At 60.4% G+C, this 17,598-nt stretch carries 11 protein-coding genes and 1 pseudogene; 2 read left to right on the top strand and 10 right to left on the bottom strand.

All coding sequences use genetic code 11. From position 1 onward, the window contains the following. A pseudogene (locus AC0L2A_RS16060) lies at positions 1-1,206 on the bottom strand (OmpA family protein); the annotation flags it as partial. 7 nt (positions 1,207-1,213) lie between these two features. Further along, the gene (locus AC0L2A_RS16055; protein WP_473609581.1) at positions 1,214-1,876 is read right to left on the bottom strand and encodes a hypothetical protein; all 663 of its coding nucleotides are present in this window, start codon (positions 1,874-1,876) and stop codon (positions 1,214-1,216) included. 916 nt (positions 1,877-2,792) lie between these two features. On the opposite strand from AC0L2A_RS16055, the gene AC0L2A_RS16050 reads away from it, so the two are divergent. Next, positions 2,793-5,759 carry a trifunctional glycosyltransferase/class I SAM-dependent methyltransferase/polysaccharide deacetylase gene (locus AC0L2A_RS16050; protein ID WP_473609579.1) on the top strand — a complete coding sequence of 989 codons (2,967 nt, stop codon included), beginning with the start codon at positions 2,793-2,795 and terminating at the stop codon, positions 5,757-5,759. 38 nt (positions 5,760-5,797) lie between these two features. Here the strand turns inward: AC0L2A_RS16050 and AC0L2A_RS16045 are convergent, their stop codons facing one another. From AC0L2A_RS16045 to AC0L2A_RS16025, 5 genes are all read right to left on the bottom strand, one after another. After that, complete coding sequence (locus AC0L2A_RS16045) at positions 5,798-6,478, bottom strand: peroxiredoxin-like family protein (RefSeq protein WP_091594747.1); 681 nt, start codon at positions 6,476-6,478, stop codon at positions 5,798-5,800. A 19-nt stretch (positions 6,479-6,497) separates the two neighbouring features. Further along, positions 6,498-9,797 (bottom strand): ATP-binding protein, encoded by a 3,300-nt coding sequence (locus AC0L2A_RS16040; RefSeq protein WP_473609578.1) that lies wholly within the window; start codon positions 9,795-9,797, stop codon positions 6,498-6,500. Positions 9,798-10,083: 286 nt separating this feature from the next. Further along, positions 10,084-11,469 carry a hypothetical protein gene (locus tag AC0L2A_RS16035; protein WP_473609577.1) on the bottom strand — a complete coding sequence of 462 codons (1,386 nt, stop codon included), beginning with the start codon at positions 11,467-11,469 and terminating at the stop codon, positions 10,084-10,086. Between the two features lie 196 nt (positions 11,470-11,665). Continuing rightward, positions 11,666-12,190: a GNAT family N-acetyltransferase gene (locus tag AC0L2A_RS16030; RefSeq protein ID WP_091594930.1), complete on the bottom strand. Its 525-nt coding sequence runs from the start codon at positions 12,188-12,190 to the stop codon at positions 11,666-11,668. 74 nt (positions 12,191-12,264) lie between these two features. Continuing rightward, on the bottom strand, positions 12,265-13,125 hold the full coding sequence (locus tag AC0L2A_RS16025) for a hypothetical protein (RefSeq protein ID WP_473609575.1): 861 nt from the start codon (positions 13,123-13,125) through the stop codon (positions 12,265-12,267). Positions 13,126-13,278: 153 nt separating this feature from the next. On the opposite strand from AC0L2A_RS16025, the gene AC0L2A_RS16020 reads away from it, so the two are divergent. After that, positions 13,279-14,694, top strand: a complete 1,416-nt coding sequence (locus tag AC0L2A_RS16020) for a DUF5939 domain-containing protein (RefSeq protein WP_473609574.1) — start codon at positions 13,279-13,281, stop codon at positions 14,692-14,694. A 37-nt stretch (positions 14,695-14,731) separates the two neighbouring features. Here the strand turns inward: AC0L2A_RS16020 and AC0L2A_RS16015 are convergent, their stop codons facing one another. The 3 genes from AC0L2A_RS16015 to AC0L2A_RS16005 form a co-directional block, all read right to left on the bottom strand. Further along, positions 14,732-15,211: a class I SAM-dependent methyltransferase gene (locus AC0L2A_RS16015; protein WP_473609573.1), complete on the bottom strand. Its 480-nt coding sequence runs from the start codon at positions 15,209-15,211 to the stop codon at positions 14,732-14,734. A gap of 209 nt (positions 15,212-15,420) precedes the next feature. After that, the gene (locus AC0L2A_RS16010; protein WP_091594734.1) at positions 15,421-16,602 is read right to left on the bottom strand and encodes an ABC transporter permease; all 1,182 of its coding nucleotides are present in this window, start codon (positions 16,600-16,602) and stop codon (positions 15,421-15,423) included. After that, positions 16,599-17,597, bottom strand: coding sequence for an ABC transporter permease (locus AC0L2A_RS16005; protein ID WP_023797971.1), 999 nt, complete (start codon positions 17,595-17,597; stop codon positions 16,599-16,601). The genes AC0L2A_RS16010 and AC0L2A_RS16005 overlap by 4 nt, the downstream gene beginning before the upstream one ends. Between the last annotated feature and the right edge of the window lies 1 nt (position 17,598).

The following is a 17,598-nucleotide window of genomic DNA, read 5'->3' as shown; positions in this document are numbered from 1 at the left end:
CGTTCCGGACAGCAAAGCCTGCGGGTCGGCGGCAAGCGGGTCTCTCAGGCCGGCAATATAGAATTGGCCATCGCGCATCTTTTGTTCGGCAACGATGATGCCCGGCTGGGTACTCAGCCGCGACACATAGGCCTGCCAGCGTTGCCCGGATTGCCAGGAAAGAAAGAACCAACCGCCTGCTGGAATCAAAACCAGCAGGACTGCAGCCACCACCAGCCACGGAAATCCCTGGTTTGAGTCCTCCTGCTTCAGTTCAACGCAGGATTGCAACTGCGTCTCTATGCCGGCCAACTGCGAACTGTCGCCGTCAAACTGCTCTAAAGCCTGGGAGTATTCGTCATGGATGCGAAACAACACATCGCGAACGATTTCATGTAATTCCTCTGGCGGATTTCCCCGGATCACCGCGACCAAGGTCGCAAACGGTCCAACTTCCGACCAGAGACGAAGCTCCCCGAAACGGATAGTGTCCAGGCCGCTCTGTTCTTTCTCGTTAAATGAGTCTTTCACAAAATCTTGAATTGCACTAAGCATCGAAGAAATGAGTTGAGGATCTTCGCTCGTTGCGTTATCTGCAGTTACATGCGCTATCAAAATCCCGGAATTGCGGTTGATGAGAAAGACATGCTCTACGCGATAGACAAGAGAATGCTTAAGAACAACTTCTGAGAAGCTTGCGCCCGTTCTCCAAGCTTCAAATCTCCACTTGAGACCATGCCAGGTAAATATATGTCTTAAAGTTTCATTCAGCGACTGAAAGGTCTGATCGATCTTTTCTCCGATCGACTTGCGAATTGCCGGCAGAAACACCGGGTATAATATATCCGTAAGCGTGCGCGGGCTCTTCTGGATGGACCGCTGCACGGCCCTCTCGACAGCTGGCGCAAGGGCCTCGCCGAGTTGCGCATGAGGCGCACGTGCGGCTGCACTGGGGAGAACACCCCCCACTGCAGCCGCAAGCTGCTCAGGTTCGTCGAGCAGGTGCGCAACTCGTGAAAGCTCCGAAATTTCGCGGCCGACCAGCAACTGGCGCAGCGTCTCCATGCGAGGATCGGCGGTTGGAACTCCGTAGAGACGCGCACGATAGTCCGGATCGACGTTCCGGGCAATTTCGACCAAAAGATTAGCCAGAGCCTCGCGATCAATCTCTGGATCGTTCGAAGCTGCTCTTTGAGGAAGGCTGATTGGGTCGACGGTCGACGTCAAGTTCCGATCAACTCACTTTCCAGTTGCGTTCCGAGTTGTGCTTGCTGCCGACGGGATCCTGATTTAGACATTTTGCAACCTCGACAAACAGGCCGGCCAAAAGATTTCGGTCGGTCTTGACGTTGCTGAGATCGGAAAACATTTTCTCAATCAGCATCTGAATGCTTTCATTCTTTTGCTTGATTTCCTCACGCAGCAATTGATCGCTTCGATTTATCCGGTCCGCGACTTCGCGCTCAAGCTCGCTCAATTGATCCGACAACGCGCGCACCTGCTTTTCAAGCGCCTGATTTTGCTCGCGAAGATTCCGGTCAATCTCCTTGTCGGCCTCGGCTCGTGCATCTTTTTCGTTCCGCAATTGCGCCGCGAGCGATTCGACCTGCTTCTTTGCATTCGACTCGTACATTTCAAGATTGCGCTTGGCCTCGGATTCGACATCCTTGAAGCGCTGCAAGAACCGTTCTTCAAGCTTGGAAAAACGGCGGTCGTAGTCCTGCATCTGGTTGCCGAACAGCAGATCACGTATCTTGTCGACACCTACAGCGTCGCCGGACACCCCGCTCTCGCGGGCCTGGACCCCCATGAAGGCCAGCCCGTTTCCATCTGCATTGTTTATCAGATTTTCGTCCGCTTTACTTGCTGAAGCGGTACTCGAAGATTCCTTAGCCATCCTTACGCCCCTTCATTTGAACACCTGCCACAGTGCAAAACTCAAAAACGCCCAAACATGTCAGCAAAATAGCCGGCTCGCAAGCCGGAATCTTCTTGCCTTAAGCCAATTCGTGGGTCCCTTTTACATCTCTTGACTAGCGGCAAATGAACGGGTTCCGAGTTACGTCGCTCGCACATCTCTTCGTGATAGCAGGCATAACCGGCTAATCTAATCGACCATTTGACGCAATCTACTATAGAAATGAGTAATACAATGTCAATCTATAGCTACTGGGAACTCAATTAAGTAGCGCATATTCATTAGAAGTATCTAAAATAGCGGGTCTGGCGGTGCACATACTGTCTCGCACCCGGCTGTATACTGCGACGATCAGCTTCCGATGCGGGCCCAACGGTAGAAGGAAGGTCTTGTTTCGCACGGAGAATGGCTGTTCGAGAATGCACCTCGGAATCGAGGCGTTTCGGTCGATAGCAGGGGAGCAATAGTCCCAATCACTGCAGTCATTCACACCAACGCTTCAGTGGGCTTGCATACTATTGCGCCCCGATTGCAAAAGACGTCAGCTTGCCATAGCTATTGCACGATGCCAGGGATCGCAGCTTGTGGTCATGGCGCCGACTCCGGGGATCGACGACATGAGTATGCGGCATGCTTGGCCTTGACGTCCCTCTGCGACAGCTGGCGCCCAAGCTCGGCGGCACGGATGCGAATGCTGCGCCCGGCTTCCAACATCGATAGCACGACAGGAGCAAGCTCGCTCTGCAGCCAAATGGCGGCGTCGCGGCGGCTCGGAAGCGTTCGCAGGAGACTGTTTGGACGCAGTGTCGCTGAGGACCGTTTCCTTTGGCAGGAAATCGCCTGCTATGTTTCGGGACTCTTGTTCTACCTTCGAACCAGGCGCGGGTAAGACGGCGTGGTGCATAATCCCTTGGTTTCAATCGTGGTTCCTGCGCACAACGCGGAGGTAACGCTGCCGCGCGCACTCGATTGCCTTGTCGATCAGGAAATAGTGGATTGGGAGGCGATCGTCATCGACGACGCCTCCGCTGACCGCACCTCCGCGATCATCGCCGGTTATGTGGAGCGCGATGCCCGGTTTCGGACGTTGAGCTCTTGCGCGTATAGCGCCGCCGGCGCGCGCAACAGCGGGATTTCGACAGCGCGCGGAAGCTGGCTCATGTTCCTGGATGCGGACGATTGGGTGGACGCCAGCTTCCTTGCGAAAATGCTGGCCGCACTGAAAACCGCGCCCGATGCAGTCGCCGCCTATTGCGGTTCCCGGCGCGTGATGCCCGATGGCGAACTCACCCCGTCGAGCATCCCGACGGAGGTTGCGATCCAGCCCTTCGAAACATTCGCGCGCCGTTGCCCCATCCGCACTCACGCGCTGCTCGTCGACCGGAAGACAATTGTCGAGTTGGGCGGCTTCGATGTTTCGTTGCGCACCTGCGAGGACTGGGATCTGTGGCAGCGCCTGGCACGTCTAGGCAAACGTTGGGTGATGGTCGACGAACCGCTCGCTTTCTATCGGACCAGTCCCAACTCGCTCACCCGCAATTCGACACAGATGCTGGCCGATGCGGAAATCGTGATCGCCCGCGGCTTTTCTCCTGATCCCAGGGTCAAAAAGCCAGCATCGGCTCACGCCAATGGTGCGATCGAAACGAACGGACGCACCGCTTCCGAAGCACTCGCGTGGTTCGCGTTGTGGAACGCCGCGTCGGATTGCGGCAGCGGCCGCTGCTCGATCAGCCCGCAGACCCTGCGCGCGCTCCCGGCAGGACGTAAGTGGGCGCGTGAGATCGCCAACGTGGCCTTCGATGGCCTTATGGTAGGAAGCCTATCGGTGCCAGCGCAATTGGCTGCCAGATGGGACAGGTTCGGCGGCTCCCTCACCGAGTTGATCACCGAACTCGGCAAGGTCTGGGACGATCCCGTCGCGGTTCGCCGCGTCCAGTATCACCTTGAGGAAATGCTTCTCGACTTCGACGATCTTGCCGCGCCGCGCCGGCTGGCGCGGACGCTTGGAATTCGCGTCGATATTCGAAATCCGACCTCGATCGAAGTTCCGGAAGGAATCGATCAAATTTATGCCTATCTGATGATGGATGGCCAGATCGAGGCTGTCGTGCAGTTCGGCGTACTCGGGAAAGTGACAAGGCGCCATTGGATTGAATTGATCCAGAATGTCGTGGCCGCTGAGCGGCTTGTAGACAGTGCGGCAAGGTTTGCGAGACGATCACCTGTACCGCAACAGGCCGCCGGCGCCGACACGTCAAACACGCTCGCAGCCGAGGCATTGTCAGCTACAGCTGAACGCGGACCCGATCCGGACAGCCACTTTGGCAAACTCGCGCGGTTGGCCGCGGAAGCGCGGAGGCTGGTTCGGTCGAGCGCCGAAGCTGCGGCGCCTCCTGCGGCGCCGCGCCGCGCACGGCCCAGGCACGACATGGATCGCACGTCGTTCTGGAATGGCTATTTCGCGACCGAGGATCCCTGGAACTACGGTTCCTCCTATGAGCAGGAAAAATATGAGCGGCAGCTCGAAATTCTGCCTGCCGGCCCGATCGGACGAGCGCTTGAGCTGGCCTGCGCGGAGGGGCACTTCACGCGGCAGCTGGCGCCGCGAGTGAGCCATTTGACCGCAACCGACATCTCCGCCGTCGCTATCGGGCGAGCGCGCGCGCGATGCAGCGATCAGCCGAATGTCGAGTTCGGCGTATTGGACTTTTGCGCGGACACGCTGCCTGGTGAGATGGACCTGATCGTCTGTTCGGAAGTGCTCTACTATCTGGATGATCTCGCCGAACTGCGGCGCTTCGCCAAAAAAATCGTTGAGGCATTGGCGCCTGGCGGCAGTTTCATCAACGCACACGCATTCGTCTTACGTGACAATGTTGAAAGGACCGGCTTCGACTGGAACACATTCGGTGCACAAGCGATCTCAGAGACGCTGGCAGGGACCGAAGGTCTCGTCCTCGATCAATCGATCCAGACCGAGCTCTATCGCGTAGACTGCTTCCGCCGCCAGTCACCGGACGAGGCGGCGACGGAACCGATGATTGATCATGCGCCAATCCGCGCGCGCCTCGAAATCGGGGTCGCGCGAAATATCGTCTGGGGCGGGGCGCGGGCCCTGCGCCGCGACGTTGCGCGTAGCGAGCGGCGGCAGCGTATCCCTGTCCTCATGTATCACAGCGTCGCCGACGAAGGTCCGGCCGCGCTCGCCCGTTTTCGGCTCGCGCCCGCCGCATTCCACAGTCAGATGGCATGGCTGCGCGCCAATGGCTTTCACGCCATCATGTCCGAGCAGCTGGAACGGTTCATCGCCAACCGTCAACCTGTCGCTGGCCGCCCAGTGCTCATCACCTTCGACGACGGCTTCCAGAACTTTGCCGACCATGCCTGGCCGATCTTGCGGGCCAACGACCTGACCGCGGAAGTGTTCCTGGTGACGGACCTGGTGGGGGAAAGTGCACTGTGGGACGCCGACAGCGGCCCGCCGACGCCGCTTATGGACGCCGGCACGGTGCGACGTCTCGCCGCCGAAGGTGCGTTCTTCGGAAGCCATCTGGCGACGCATCGCGCGATCGATGGTCTGTCGAGTTCTGACTTGGCCGCCGAGCTCCTGCGCTCTCGCATGTTCATCGAATGGTGGACCGGTCGGCCAACCACGGCGTTCGCGGCACCCTTCTCTGTCACCGACCGACGGCTTGGCCGGCTGGCCAAGGAGTGCGGCTATCGGATCGGCTTCGGCGGCAGACACGGGCCGGCGGACCTCGATTGCGATCCCATCGACCTTCCGCGCATCGAAATTCGCGGGGATCGCTCACTCGATGACTTTGTTGCCAGGGTCGAGGCGGTGCTCGAAGAACGGTGAACTTGTCAGTGTCCCGCCCGTTTACCTCGTTCGCTAGTCTATTGGGCGACTTGGGAAACGGCTGACATCAACTCCTGCGGGTTTGGCGCCCCAAACATGTATCGCCCACCCTCTGGAATCTCGGTGAAGCTCCAGCGGACGATCCCCTGCCGGTCCAGCAGGAACTGACCGACCAGTTGTCCGTGTCCGGTTGCGATCATCTGCTCGTCGGCTTCGGTCAGTTCGTAATGGTCCCTCTTGTTGAGGAGTTCGCTGGCCGCAATAGGATCCATAGGACCAGGCAACTCGCCTGGTATGTCGACCCGCATATCCTTTGCCGCTGCCATCGAGACCTTGTACGGCCAGTTCGTCTCGTTTTCGGTGAATTCGAGATTGGGCAGTCCAAAAGCACGATGTGATGCGCGTTCAGGGTCGGAGGCCGCAAGCAGATTCGGCATCGGGTGGTAGCGGAAATAGAGACGCGCCCGTTCGATCGGCGTGTTGACCACCGTCAGGCTCTCCACGCCCTTTTCGCGCAGCTCCGGATCAAGCCGCGCCTGGGCGGCGATATGGCGCCGGCAAAACGCACAATGCAGACCTCGAAACAGGCCGACCAGCACAGGCTTTTGTCCGCGAAAGTCGTCAAGCGCGATCTTGCCTTCCTGGGTAATGGCGTCGAGTACCACGTTCGGCGCACGGTCGCCCGGTTGAAGCGGTACCAAGTCGCTACGCGCGGACATTTCCAACCTCCGACCCCGGTTAATCGAGAAAAGGCAGCACCACAAGCGCTTCCGGGTCGAGCCCGTGCTGGGCGCATATACCCTGCGCCAAGGAAAAGTAGCGTTCGGCCTCGGCCAGATTGTCGAGGTCGAGATTGAGCGTTGCGAGACCATCATAGCACGGAAACAGCAGTTGGGGTTCGCCCGTTTCGCGGGCTACGTCCAGTGCTTCGTGGAACAAGCCAACCGCTAGTTCCGGATGGCCGTTGCACTGGTGGATCTGCCCAAGCACGATCAACGGCACCGGCAGGTGCTCGCGCTGGTCGAGCGCCCGGTCGATCTCGATGGCCTTCTCGGCAGCAGGCACGCCCTCCGTTGGACAGCGATCCGTGAAAGTACAACAAGCGACCGCCAGATTGGCGAGGAGGCGCGCCTGGAAACCCAAATCACCAATATGGCGCGCCACTTCAAGACCGCGCCGACAGACCTCCATCGCCTGTGCCGGATCGATGGTCGTGTAAAGCACGCCCAGATTGGTGTAGCCGCGGCAGGCCGCGCCCAGCAGACCGGCGGCTTCGGCCAATTCAATGCTACGCTCAACCTGACGCACGGCTTCACGGTTTCGCCCAAGGCGAGCCAGCGCGACAGCCTTGGTATTAAGTGCCTCGGCGGTCACAAGGGTGGCATCACACCCTACCTCGGAGACATGCTCCGTCGTCAGAGAGCGTACGCAATCCAGCGCCGCGTCTGCCCATTTTGCCGCGAGAGCGTGATCTCCGCTACGGAACGCCTGTCGGCCACGTTCTTGCCAGAGATGCGCCTGCTCGATCGGGGCATCCGCTCCATCGAGGAGCGCTGCCGCTTCAGCATAGCGGGATTCTGCGTTGTCCCGCTTGCCGACGTCCCAGAGCAGCCGACCCATCTTTCGCAAAACGCGCGCCGACGCGACACGATTGGCTGACTCGCGGTATGCCTGCAACACCGTTTCGTAGTGCCGGTGCGCGATCTCGCGGCGGCCCATCGGGCCGCTCAAATCGGCAATGCGCTCTGCAATTTCCAGTTTGAGCGGTGTTTGCCCGATCGCGCTCAACGCAGTCAGTGCTCGCTCGTAGAAACGAAGTGCGTCGTCGTTGGCGTATATCATGCGAGCGCGATCGCCCGCCGCCTGCAGGTAATGCGCGCCTCTCTCCCGCTCGGCGCTCTGTGCGAAATGATGACCGAGCACGGTCAAATCCTCGAGCCGTTCCGGCTTGTCGCCGCACAATTGCTCCAAGGCAGCACCGACCCGCCCGTGGATGTCGGTCCGGCGTTGCAGGAGCATGTTCTGGTAGATCACATCCTGCAGCAATGTTTGCGTAAAGCGGTAGCTTTGCGACGAGACCGAGCCTGATCCGGCAACTTCCTCGATGATTTCCGCATCGCAAAGCAGTTCGCAGCCGGCTTCCAGCCGGCCGGGATCGGACGTCACGGCTTTCAGAACTGTGGCATCGAAGCGCGGGCCGATGACCGCGGCTTCCTGGGCCAACCGGCGCACCTCTTGGGGCAGCCGGTCGACGCGAGCAAGCAACATTGCCTGGATAGTGGCGGGAATGCCGGTTGCGACTTCGCCTGCCGCAGTTCGCCATCGCTGGCCCTCGCGCATCAGTACGCCGCGATCGATAAGGCCGCGGACGATCTCCTCTACAAAGAGGGGGTTGCCACCCGCGCGCTCGAGGATCTGGTCGAGAAGCCCTCCTGCGGAGTTTACCCAGCTTTCGCCGAAAAGCGCCGCCAGCAGGCTGCGACCTTCATCATTGTTGAGCGGCGAAAGCCTGAGCGCTGTGTGACTGACCCGGCTTGAGCCGAGCTGGTCGTTGTCCGGCGCCGGACGATGCGTGACCAACAACATCAAGCGCGTCCGTTCCAACCTGTCCATCACGAAACGTAGTGCCTCGAGCGACACGGCGTCGGCCCAGTGCAGGTCTTCGACGACAATCAACAGCGGCGACAACGCAAGCCGCCGTTCGATGATTGTGCGGACTGCGTAGAGAATTTGCCGCCGCAGCTGCTCGGGCTCGACATGCTGCAAGGTGGCATCGGGGTCGCCAAGGCCGAGCACATGGTAGAGCAAAGGCATCAGCCGCTTCGCCTCCTCGCCCTGCAGGCCGAGATTCGCAAGCAAGCCTGCGAGCTTCCCCCGCATTTCGTCCCCATTGTCGTTCTGCATCATCCCGGCAGCGCTGCGCACCACTGCGCCCAAGGCGCCAAATGATTGTTCGCCCAGCGGTGAGCACGTGGCCAGCCGCACGGCGACGTTGCGAAAACGATCCTCGTCGCCGACGCGGGCGACGAACTCCTTCACCAGCCGCGATTTCCCGATACCGGCTTCTCCGACGAGGCGGACAAGTTGGGCCGAGCCGCCGCACGCCTGGTCAAGGCTGGCCAGCATTCTATTGAGCTCGGCACCACGACCTATCATCGGCGCACTGAGGCCGAGCACCTCGAGCCCACGTGCTGCACGCGGCGCCGCAAGCGGTGCATCCAGCCGATGGACGAGCACACTGCCAGCCTTGCCGCGAAGCACGACATCACCCAGCGACTCGTAAGAGAAGGCATGCCGGGTCAGCCTGTGAGTGAGCTCGCCTACCAGCACCTCACCCGGTGCGGCCAGCGATTGCAGGCGTTGCGCCGTATTCACTGTGTCGCCGGTCACCGAATAGGATTTGGCCGTGCCGACGCCAAATCCGCCAGTGACGACCGGACCAGTGTTTATGCCGATATGGAGTGACAGAGGCGAGCCGGAGTGGGGGGTGCCTTCGCCGAGCCGCGCCGTCCGGGCGATCATGTCGAGAGCGGCGCGAAGCGCACGTTCCGGATCGTCCTCATGCGCGACCGGCGCACCGAACAAAGCGAGCAGTGCATCGCCGATGAATTTGTCGACGAAACCGCCAAAGTTTCGCACGGCCGCCGTCAATTCCTTGAACAGTTCGTTCTGCAGCGCTTGCATGACCTCGGGGTCGAGCTGCTCGCTGAGTGTTGTGAAGCCGCAAAGGTCGGCGAACAGGACCGTTACCGTCCGGCGATCGGCGTCAGAGACGGGATACAGCCCATCTTCGCTTTCGATGTTCGGAAGCAGCGACGGATTTCGAGAAGGCTGCACAATGGTCCGGCTTGGCGTCGGAGCAGGCCGTTCGACGGCTTTTGCGGGCGCCCCGACGCTTGCCCCACATTTCGGACAGAACTCGAAATCAGGTGCGCAGCGGTAGCCGCAACTGGCGCATGACACGGGCTGGCGCCTGCCACACCTCGGACAGAAAGCGTAACCGCCCTCAACTTCGAAACCGCAGCCCGAGCAGTCCATCGGACAAGACCTCACTAGGGGCCGTGACGGCGTGATCTCGCTACGCACTTCACGGCCAAGGTATTCACAAGAATGAACCGATAGCCCTCGACCAGCAAGCGGCAGCGCAAATGGGCATCGAGCGATCCGTGTGGGTCCGGTGGCAGAGCGCTGCCGATCGGGGCGGAAGCCGTCGTCGAAATCCCGAAAGGCATCAGCGTCAAGGAAGCGGCTGGATCAGACGCCAGAAGCTCACCGATAGATCGCCGTCGCTTGTTGCGCACCAGAAATCAACCTGAAGTAAGGCTCAGCTCGCCTTGATCTCTGCCTGGCCGACCTTGCGCCATCGGGCGTTTTCGCGAACCAGCTTCAGGCCGTCGGTCGCCTCGGCAAACGTCCGCAAACGGTATTGCCGGAGCAGGGCCGGGAAGAGCGCCCCTTCCGGCAGGCCGGCAAGCTGCTCGCGGACCGAGATCTTTTCGTCGATGACCCGCATGCCCCAGGCATTTTCCCGGACCTGGAGCTCCGCAGCCAGATCGCGCTCTTCCGGCGCGTTTTCATCCAGCGCGGCCAGCAGGATCGAGTGGAAAAGCGCTACGTAACCAATCTGTCTCAGGCCGCCCACAACCCGCACGCGCGGCAATATGGCAAGGACGAGGAACATCAGGAACAAGTTCGGCAGCAGCACGCCGTCCAGCAGCGCCTGCCTGAGATGCGGCCGCTCGAACGGGATGGAAAAACCATGCGGCTTGCCAGGCTCGATCAGGTGCCCGTTCTCGAGGACCAGCTTGCGCACGCGCTCCTCGCGGATGCCCCAGAAATAGGCCGTGGCATTGGGCAGGAACCTGCCAAATGGGCTCGATGCGGCTGCTTGCAAGGCACGTTCGAGACGCTGGCGCCTTGCGGGCTCAAGGAGCAGCCTGGAAAGAAGGCTGCCGTCATATTCCAGATGCCGCGCCATGGCAGCCGCGGCGAGCCGATCATCGATGAAAACCGGCTGGGCCATGCCGGAACGATCCCAATCGGCGACCAGATCCTCGTTGAGGGCTGTCAGCGCATCGGCGGCGGTTCCAAACACCTTGTCCTGGCTGGCAAGCAGTGTGCCCAGCCAGCGGCTGGCATCCGTTTCGTCGCCCACCGCTTCGAGCGCGCGCTTGTTGAGGGTGACGGGACCGGCCACGCAGGCGCTTTTGCGGCACAGTTTGTGGCGCCCCATGCCAAACAGGTTGACCTTGTCGTCACCGACATCGAGCCATCCCGGTCCCTCCCGGCCAATTGTCTCCATGGTCATCGTCGTTCCCATGAAGCTGAAGAAGGCCGACAGCCCGTTTTCGACCGCGCCGAGCCAGGCAAGCAGGAGGGCATCGAAGGTGATCCGGTCCATCAGAAGCAGGCAGTGCAGGCCGGACTGAATCACCGGTCTGGACTCGAACTCGTCGAGGACCTTGCCGATCTCTTCAGGCTGCATGATCACACCAAGGCGCTGATGCAGGACTTCGCGCAGGATCGAGCGGGCAGCGATCGCCGGGCCCGATGCAGGCCTTGCCACCGGCCGCCACAGATGGCGGGCGTAATCGGAAACCGGCGCATTCCAGTTCTGCTCGATGTCGCGCACGACTTCCGGGCAGAGCAGCGACAGCACTGCTAGAATATCCGCCGGAGGCGTAGGGGAGGGGTCAAAGATGGCGGTCATTGGTCCCGTCTAGCCGCTTGCGGTGCAAACGCCAAGGGAGACCAGACTTGCTGGATCCGACCGGCCCAGACTGTCAACTTTGATCAAAATGGTGTGAGGGAAAATGACCATATCCAACGGAGTTCTCCATAAGCAATCGCCTGTTCGCGGACCGGGCACGAATTGTTGGATCGGCTAAACAGCCAAACAGCGGATCTCAGAACCGCAGCCGGGCCATGCTCAGGAGGTCATGGTACTGGCCGTCGGTAAAACCGGCCTTCACATGCCGGCCTTCGACCTTGAAGCCGTGTCTTGTGTAGAGACGGATGGCCGGTTCGTTGTCGGCATAGACGGTCAATTCGACTCGCTTCAGCGCGCGCCAGTTGTCGGCCACGTCAAGCAGCGCGCCAAGTATGGCAGAGCCGATACCCTTGCCGACAAAGGCATCGTCAAGCCCGATATTGATCTCGCCGATATGCGAACGGCGCGGCGAACCCTGCACGACCAGGCTGCCATGGCCGACGACCTTGCCGTCCAACTCGGCTACGATCCAGGTGGTTTCCTGGCCGGACTTGGCGATGCGCCGCTCCACCTGCTCCACCATCTCGAAGGGCATCCTGAGCGTGCCCCAGCGGAAGCCCGGCATGTTGAAGATAGCGCAAAGCGCCTCCGCATCGCTCAGCCGGACGGACCGGAGCTGCGGCTGGATTTTCTTTGGGGATGGCGAGGTCATGCTGGTCATGGCTTTCCCGGCGAAGGCAATCGGCCCGCCACGATGCACCGGACGTCACCTGAAAATCCAGCCGTCACTGCAAGCTATGATGCCGATTGCGAGCTAAAATACCGAGAGGCGGCGTAAAGTTTGAAGACGCCGCTGATGCCGATCCAGCCGAAAAGGGCGAGCCAGCACAATGTCCCGGTCGCCGTCCAGTCGATCCGGTGCACCGCAGTGTCGGTGATGACGAGGCCAAGGATGGCAAGCAGGCCAGTGAGAAACTGCGCCAGGCCGAGCACCAGCAGTTCCTCGCGCGGCGCGCTTCTCCAGACGAGATATACACCGCCCGCACCGGCCAGGACGATGGCGCTGTAGACCTGAGCATGGAAGGCATCGATCGGCCATGGCCAGATGCTGCCGAATGTCAGCGGAAACAGCAACAGGCCGACGCCATAGAGCCCAAGGACCGCCGATTCCACCGGCATGTAGCCGCGCCATATAGGGTTTAAGATCACGCCTTTTGCAGAAGGACGGGCCTTGGCCCGCCACAGGAATAGTCCGGATACCGCGACCGAAGCGAGATAGACCAAAAACCAGAGCCAGGGCGCTTTGCGCTCGAAGTTGAAATAGCCGAGATTGATGAACGAAGCCACCGACACGATGGCGGTGAAGATGAAGGTCATGACCAGCACGAGCCTGCCGGGCGACCAGCGATTCCAGACCAGCAGCGCCGCCATCACGACCATTTCGGCGGTGTAGAAGCCGCCGAGGAAGCGGGCATTGGACGGCGTGACAGCCCAAGGCCAGCGCGGCTTGACCAGCACAGGCGCGAAAAACAGGCCGGCGCCGACGATCAGGACGATGATGACCGCCACGGAAAAAGGCGCAGGGCCGCAGGAAATGGCGGGTTGTTGGGTGTCGGCATGGGAGAATGTCCCAAAGATGAATGCTCTGTGGACCATCATAGTGCCGCTTGCGGCCGGTGAAAATCCGCCGAATGGAAATTGAACTGTCACCATGCCCATCTATTCGGTTGGCCGTAGGATGCGTTTCGAAGTAAGATGGAGCACTGGGACCAAAGACGCCTCCGGGGCGCATTTTCCGGAGCCTGCACGATGAACGAAGCTCAGGATCTGTTCTCGCTTCTGCGGCAATCGACCGGTGTCGATCCGCAGGCAATCGACGCGATCCGGCGAACCATCGCGGAGGGCAAGGACCGCGAACTTTGCCGCATCAATGCGCTAGCCTTCGCCAGCAAGCATGGCCTCGACGAGGAACGCGCCATAAGCGCCTTTCTCCATGCGGCACGGGTAGGCATCTTCGACATTTCCTGGAATGTTCTATGCCCCGGCTGTGGCGGCGTGCTCGACACCAACGCCACGCTAAAAACCCTGCAGAAGGACGAATACACCTGCGCGCTGTGCTCCGAGGGCTATTCGCCGACCCTCGACGAGATGGTCGAGGTGACATTCACCGTCAGTCCTCGCGTGCGCAGGATTGCCGCCCACAATCCACACGAACTGCCGTTGGTGGAATATTTCCGCCAGATCTACTGGGCGTCCGGCGTCGATCTGCCGGAAGAGGATTTCGCGAAAAAGATAGAAGCGTTCTCGCTGGAAGACATCGAGCTTGCCCCCGGTGAAAAGGCGGTTCTGCCCATCCAGCTTCCGTCTGAGTTCGTCATCGTCTTCGAGCCGGTCACCCATTCAGCACAGTTCATCGACGTGAAGGGCGAACCAACAAAAGAGCGCCGAAGCCTCTCTTTGGTCTTCGACCGCGACCATGTCCAGAACCAGACGCTGGAGATGCAACCCGGCCCGTTGCGCATTTCGCTGGAGAACAGGACCGACACACGCGTGCTGCCGACGGTCTTCATCGCCGGCCAGGAATTGCATGGTCTCCTGGGTAAACGCCGGCCCTTCCTGACCGCCAAGCGCCTGCTCACCAACCAGACGTTCCGCGATCTCTATCGCACGGATACGCTCGACATCGACCAGCGCCTGAAAATCACCAGCCTGACCTTCCTGTTCACCGACCTGCGCGGATCGACCGAGCTTTACGAGCGGGTGGGCGATCTTTCGGCCTTCGATCTCGTGCGCGTGCATTTCCAGGTTCTGCACGAGATCGTTGCGGCGGAGGCAGGCGCGGTGGTCAAGACGATCGGTGATGCGGTGATGGCGACCTTCGCGACGCCTGATCGTGCGATTGCTGCGGCCCTCAGGATGCGCGATGCCATGCGTGAGCTCAACGACAAGAGCGGGCGCGAGGATCTGCTGCTCAAGATCGGAGTCCATGCCGGCCCCTGCATCGCCGTGTCCATGAACGAGCGACAGGACTATTTCGGCCAGACGGTCAACATTGCTTCGCGGGTCCAGAACCTTGCCAATGCACAGGCGATCTTCGCCACTCGTGCCGTGGTCGGCGACAATCTCACCGCCGATCTGTTGCACAGGAACGCGCTGACGCCCGTGCCCCACGAGGTCTCGCTGCGCGGCATTGAGCGGGAGATAGCAGTATATATGATCCCCTGAAGATTTGGCCGCCAAATGTTTGGGTCGTCTCGGCCCCTCACACGCGCCTGCAGACAAAATAACGATCGGCGGGCACCGAAGGCGGCGGCTGGAGGCGTTGCAACAGCGGGTGCTCGAGGGGCGTGCCGCTGACCGCGAAGCCGCCGACGCGAAGCAGGCGCGCGATCAGATCGGGAAGCCAGGTAGAGGTCACTGCGTCGCGATCGTCATAGCCGGTGCCGATGTCAGCATGAACGAGAGCCGCGTCGATGCCAATGAACCTCTTCGCCGTCTCGCGTATTTCGCCGAGCACGAAGTCTTCAGCGTTGGGAATTGAGCTGGCGTGTGCGCTAAGTTCACGGTCGAACACCACGATCCGGCGTCCGGGCAGGCGCTCGCGCAGATGGTGGTACGTCCGGCCGTTGCCGAGGCCGAGTTCGAGCACCGGCCCTTCCATCTTCGCCACCTCGGGGCAAACCTGATCGAGAATGTCGCGCTGTGCGGTCATCCTGCTGATGAAATTCTCAAGGCGAGTCATATGCGTGTGTGTCCTGAAACCAGCTCAAGAGATCAGCAATGCCCGCGACCAGAGCGGTTCACGGGTGAAACCCGAGGGCGACATGTTAACTGCCGATCGCGTCCCGGCACGTATAGAGGCGAACGATGAACCCTGCAATAACCGAACAGGCTGCCGACAGGATCATACCGGGTGGAGCGGGTGGCCCGGCGCGCGGCGGAATAGCGATCTCACTTGTAGGGATCTGCGGCGTCCCGCAGGCCGTCGCCGAGGAAGTTGAACGCCAGGATGACGAGAATGACGGGGAGCATCGGCAAAAGCAGCCATGGATAGAACGCGATGACGCTGACGCTGCGCGCCTCGGTGAGCAGGATGCCCCAGCTAGTTATCGGCGCCCTCAGGCCGAGCCCGAGGAAGCTCAGCGCCGTCTCGCCCAGGATCATGCCGGGTATGGAGATCGTCGCCGTCGCGATCAGATGCGACATGAAGCCGGGAATGAGATGCCGCCCGATGATGCGGCTGCTTCTGGCGCCCATCAATTGCGCAGCCAGAACGTAATCCTCCTCGCGCAAGGCTAGAAGCTTGGAACGCACGGCCCGCGCCAATCCGGTCCAGTCGAGTAGCCCGAGGATGACGGTGATGCCGAAATAGATCAGGATCGGACTCCAGGTTATCGGCATGATCGCCGCCAGAGCCAGCCATAGCGGAATGCTGGGGATTGACTGCAGAACTTCGATTATCCGTTGAACGATCAGGTCGAAGATACCGCCGTGATAGCCGGCCAGTCCGCCGATGACGATGCCGAGCAGGAAGCTGAAACTGATGCCGACGAGGCCGATTGTCAGTGAAATGCGTGCGCCATAGATGATGCGCGAGAGCACGTCGCGCCCCAGCCTGTCAGTGCCGGCCAGAAAGAGCTGGCCGTTTTCGGCAGGGCAGACAAAATGCCTGTCACCTTCGATCAGGCCCCAGAACCGATAACTGTCGCCCTTGCAGAAGAAACGGATCCGCTGAACATCATCTTGATTCTCGATGTAGTTCCGCTTGAGCGTGTCCATATCCAGCGTCATCTGGCGGCCATAAACGAACGGCCCGACGAACTGGCCGTTGTGGAACAGGTGCACCCGCTGCGGCGGCGAATAGATGTAGTCCATGTTGCGCGTGTGCAGATTGTAGGGGGCCAGGAACTCGCAGATCAGTATTCCGAAATAAAGCGCTGCCAGGAATATGCCTGAAATAACGGCAAGCCGGTGCTCCCGGAATTTCCACCACATCAGCCGCAACTGCGACGCCTGAAAGACCTTCGACTGCTCCGGCGTCATCGCCTCGACCGACTCCAGGTCAAAGGGCGCGGTGGAAACGTAGTGTTGCAGCGGAGCACCCGGAGCGGGCAGCGGCGAATGCGTGCTCATTTGGTGCTACCGCCCTGCAAACGAATTCTTGGATCAAGCAGCGCCAGCGCCAGGTCGGAAATCAGGACACCGATGACCGTCAGGAAGGCGAGGAACATGAGGAACGACCCTGCCAGATACATGTCCTGGCTTTGCAGCGCCTTGATCAGCATCGGCCCGGTCGTTTCCAAAGACAGCACGATCGCCGTGATTTCGGCGCCGGAGATGATGGCCGGCAGGATAGAGCCGATGTCGGAAATGAAGAAATTGAGCGCCATGCGCAGCGGATATTTGACCAGCGCCTTGAACGGATGAAGTCCCTTGGCGCGCGCGGTCACGACATATTGCTTGTGTAGCTCGTCGAGGAGATTGGCGCGCAGCCGCCGGATCATGCTTGCCGTGCCCCCGGTGCCGATGATCAAGACCGGAATCCAGAGATGGGCGAGGATCGACTTCGCCTTGGCCCAGCTCATCGGCTCGCCGAGATATTGCTGGTCCATGAGATGGCCGATGGATGTGCCGAACCAGATGTTGGCGAAATACATCAGGATCAGCGCCAGCATGAAGTTCGGAATGGCAAGGCCGAGAAGGCCGAAGAGAGTCAGGCCGTAGTCGCCCCAGCTGTATTGATGCGTGGCGGAGTACATGCCGATCGGAAAGGCGATGAGCCAGGTAAAGATGATCGTGACGAAGGAAACCAGCACGGTCAGCCACATTCGGTCCCCGACGACGTCGCGGACCGGCAGCTCATATTCGAAGGAATAGCCAAAATCGCCGCGCAGCATCCCGCCGACCCAGTAGAAGTAGCGAATGACCGGTGGCTGGTCGAAACCATAGTCCTTGCGCATCATCTCGATGCGATCGGAATCCACCGCTTCGCCCTGAGCCCGAAGCTCGGCAACATAGCTGTCGAAATAGTCGCCAGGGGGAAGTTCGATGATCGTGAACACCAGTGCCGATATGACCAGCAGCGTTGGAACCATCACGGCAATGCGCCAGACAAAATATCGAAGCACG

The organism is Mesorhizobium sp. WSM4844 (assembly GCF_055811775.1).
The sequence above is the reverse complement of the archived record's forward strand: the minus strand, read 5'-3'. Positions and strand labels throughout refer to the sequence as shown.